The following is a 3,600-nucleotide window of genomic DNA, read 5'->3' on the forward strand; positions in this document are numbered from 1 at the left end:
TGTCTTGACAGGAGGGAAGTCCCTAAAAACACCCCCTACCCCAAAAAACCAAAAACCCAAAGGGAGTTGACCCGTTGGTGCGGATAATGAAAAGTTTAAATTGTTGTAATCGAGCCATGAACCTTGTTTTCTCCATCCCACCCTGTCTCCGAAGGATCTCCATACATTCACATCATATTGTTTTGTTCCTCCCAGGTTTTTGTATATTTCTTGTTGGACAGATATACCAAATTTACCCTGACTATATTTTAACCACAGATTGTCAATGGTGCGCAATTCCTTACAGGGAAAATTTTCTGCATCTTCTATTCTGAACCAACCCTCTCTTTGTCTGTTAGCTACTGCTAACATTACTCTATCTGTTTCTGAATCTGCTTCTCTAAAATTTTGAGCTTTTAACAAGGTTTCTAATTGTGTGTACCTGCTAGGTGTGGTTATAGGAGTTGCTTCTAATGTGGGGATAACTGTGGGAGGATCTTTTGGTCTATATAGTAGCACAACAAGTGTTACTATTGCTAGTGTAAATAATCCTAGTGTGAGTTCTGTCTTCTTTAAAATTCCTCGTGTAATAAGTGGTTGGGGTGTGAGTTGTAGTAAGCGACTGAAAATAGTTGGCTGTATAGTTTTATTTGTTTGTTCTGAACACTCCATATATCTTGATATTAGATAAGACCATGCCCCGCATCCATGCCCTGAAATTCGCAAAACTTTTAAAAAAGGGAGATGACCCTTTTTTGCAGATAGTGAAAAATCTAAACTATTCCATTCGACAATAACGTATTTTCCTTTGCCAGTCATATATTTGGGAGGTCCAATAGCAAATGAGTTGATCTCACCGTCGGCTACAAATTTTACCCATCCCACTTTTTGTCTGAAATTTGTCCATGCTTTTTCATTATATTCCCTTGTTCCTCCCTCGTTTTTATATATCTTATGCTGAACAGAGATACCAAATTTACCCTGACTATATTCTAGCCACAGATTGTCAATGGTGCGTAATTCCTTACAAGGAAAATTTTCTGCATCTTCTATTCTCAACCACCCCTCGCTTTCTCTGTTAGCTACTGCTAACATTACTTTGTCTGTTTCTAAATCTGCTTCTCTAAAGTTTTGAGCTTTTAATAGGGTTTCTAATTTTGTGTACCTGTTTGGTGTGTGTAGAGATTGAGTTTCTGTCTCACTTTCTTCTCCTTCTAGGATTTTCGCTTCTGAACCAGGTTTCTCATTAGCAGTAATAGCATCACTTCCTTTAATATCTTCTATTGGTTTTGAATTAGTAGGATCATCTGCTATTTCTAAGGATCCTCCATTTTCCAAACTTGGATTTTGTCTCGGGATATCAGATTGTTGTGCTAGTTTCTCTATAATTCGTTCATAAATGTTTAAAACTCTTTGATTTGTTGGGTCTAAAGCTATAACCCGTTTCATTAACTGTTTAGCTTCTTTTAGTCTTCCTTCTATCTCTAAATTTAATGCTTCTTCCCGTAGTAATGCAATATCAGCAAGGGTTGCCTGTTGTGGTAATAGAATCAGATGATTTTTGTAGTTCGGTTCCACGCTAGAGTGCGGATTCTGCAGGGGTTTTCTGTATTCTGTGTTGATTTCTGGGACGCGATGAAATAAATGACCACAAAGCCTCTCCACAGTTGCACAATTCCTTTCCCCTTGAATTCGTAATGCTTCCAGAAGCGCGTAGGTAAACGAACTCATTCTCAATTCAGGAATTTGAAAGGATTCTTCCCCTGGGCTACAGGAAGCAATGGTAATTACTCCCTGTTGAGGTCTTCCTCCACCAGCTTTATTCCCGAAGTTTGTCTCACTTCGGCAAGCGTCTAACATGAGAATGATATTGTCTGCACCGCTTTTTCGTAGGCGTTTGGTGATATAGGTTAGGGAAATAGTTGTATCTGAGAGCAGTATAGGGTGTCCATCATAGGGAACAAGATAATCCTCTTCCTCATGGCGTAATCCATGACCACTGAAGAAAAACCAGAAGTTATCGCCCGCGTCCAAATGGGGCGACTCAAAATACTCGTAAAGGAAGGCTTTTAAATTCGAGGAAGTAGGTTTTGTTTCCAGTAAGCTTCCATTTGGGGTTTTAATAGGGTCAGAATCATCACAAAATAGGAAAACCTTATCGAATTTAGCCTCATCGTGACAATAGCTATGCATAGCCCTTGCGTCATTGACGGCGCAATCTAGCCGGTTAAATCCCCGACCCTGTTGATAAGTTGTTACACCGATGATGAGTGCCCAATTAGCCATTAGTTTGGATTTTGTGTATTGTTTGCCTCTTGTTTAAATTTTAGGGTTAATCCCCCCTTAGTGCCAGTCTTGACCCCTGTCCCTAATAATTTTACTTCACCTTCCCCAGTAATTTCTACACATAGTTCTACTTCATCCAGTTTAAAGCCAGTTTGTTGATTGATTTGTTTCTGTGCGTGACTGAATACTTTGCCAATGAGCTGGAGAAAATGGGAGAGTTCTGTCTCTAGCTTTTCCACACTGACTTTTACTAGGCCAGTTGCGACTTCTGTGATGTTTTGTTTATCATCACCCCAAGGGTTGCTGTAGGTATTTTTTCCTTTAGCATCTTCATCGCTGGGGGTATATTCTCTGGTGATAATCCAAATAGTTTCCTCTGACATGCAATTCTCGCCTTTACTCCAGTTTTCTTCTTGATTGTAGAGTTTATCGGCACTTTCATTCTCCACTGAATGGATTTAAGAAAGTCAACGACTTGATATCTTCCAATCATTTTTTACATCTCATTCTACCTATTTTCTGAACTTTTCTCAAATAAAAGCGTTGAAATTTGTTTAAGAGCGAAATGTAATCGCATTCAGGAAATATCCCCCACTCTCTTCTCAAGGGAAAATTCTGAGCGTATAAAGAGGTGATCGCAAAGTATTCCCTGTGGGCGATCGCACTTAGGAAATATCCCCCTGTTCTTCCCCAATAGAAAATTCTCAACGTGTTGATGGGCGATTGCGCAGCACTCCCTTTGGGAGATCGCGAAGCACTCGCGCTCGCGAGATCGCATTCAGTGTTCCCCCCGATTCCTTCTCAAGGGAAAATTCTGAATGTATTGAGAGGCGATTGCGAAGCACTCCCTACGGGCGATTGCGCAGCACTCCCTACGGGAGATCGCAAAGCACTCCATACAGGCGATTGCGCAGCACTACCGACGGGCGATTGCGAAGCACTCCCCGTGGGAGATCGCATTACACTCCCAATGGGTGATTGCGCAGCACTCCCGACGGGCGATCGCGAAGGACTAGCAACCTGGAGACTGTCCGTGGGGGAGACCGGGAATCAATTCCCGGTCTCAAAGCTCAAGTCAGTTGAAAACTGACTGGTTTTGCTGTAGGTGGATGGCTTGAACACACAACATGTGTTTTACTAATATTGCACTTCCTACGGGCGATTGCGAAGCACTCCCTACGCGAGATCGCATTACACTCCCAATGGGCGATCGCGAAGCACTCCCTACGGGAGATCGCTCTCCTCTAGGGACGTTTCATGTTCGGTTCCTGTTTGGTAAAAGATTGACGGTAAACGTTTTCCGTCAAAGGATAAATCAGTAGTGATGGGGTAACA

4 protein-coding genes are annotated in these 3,600 nt (G+C 41.9%); 2 read left to right on the forward strand and 2 right to left on the reverse strand.

Going from position 1 to position 3,600, the window contains the following annotated elements; translation table 11 throughout:
* Together ASL19_RS18635 and ASL19_RS10235 are read right to left on the reverse strand one after the other, a co-directional pair.
* Positions 1–2,265: GUN4 domain-containing protein (locus tag ASL19_RS18635; RefSeq protein ID WP_057178260.1), on the reverse strand; the 2,265-nt coding region annotated here is incomplete at its 3' end.
* Entirely contained in the window at positions 2,265–2,648 is a 384-nt protein-coding gene (locus ASL19_RS10235; RefSeq protein WP_057178269.1) for a hypothetical protein, read from the reverse strand. The genes ASL19_RS18635 and ASL19_RS10235, both read right to left, overlap by 1 nt.
* A gap of 326 nt (positions 2,649–2,974) precedes the next feature.
* Between ASL19_RS10235 and ASL19_RS10240 the strand changes: the two genes are divergently transcribed.
* Positions 2,975–3,355, forward strand: coding sequence for a hypothetical protein (locus tag ASL19_RS10240; RefSeq protein ID WP_152980426.1), 381 nt, complete (start codon positions 2,975–2,977; stop codon positions 3,353–3,355).
* Positions 3,356–3,392: 37 nt separating this feature from the next.
* Entirely contained in the window at positions 3,393–3,587 is a 195-nt protein-coding gene (locus ASL19_RS18255) for a hypothetical protein (RefSeq protein WP_072149123.1), read from the forward strand.
* Positions 3,588–3,600 lie beyond the last annotated feature (13 nt).

Source organism: Cylindrospermopsis sp. CR12 (assembly GCF_001432185.1).
Classification (GTDB): domain Bacteria; phylum Cyanobacteriota; class Cyanobacteriia; order Cyanobacteriales; family Nostocaceae; genus Raphidiopsis; species Raphidiopsis raciborskii.

Excerpts from the sequence above, each read along its gene's own strand:
- ASL19_RS10235 (WP_057178269.1), bottom strand. The coding sequence starts at position 2,648 with ATGTCAGAGGAAACTATTTGGATTATCACCAGAGAATATACCCCCAGC.
- ASL19_RS18255 (WP_072149123.1), top strand. The coding sequence starts at position 3,393 with ATGTGTTTTACTAATATTGCACTTCCTACGGGCGATTGCGAAGCACTC.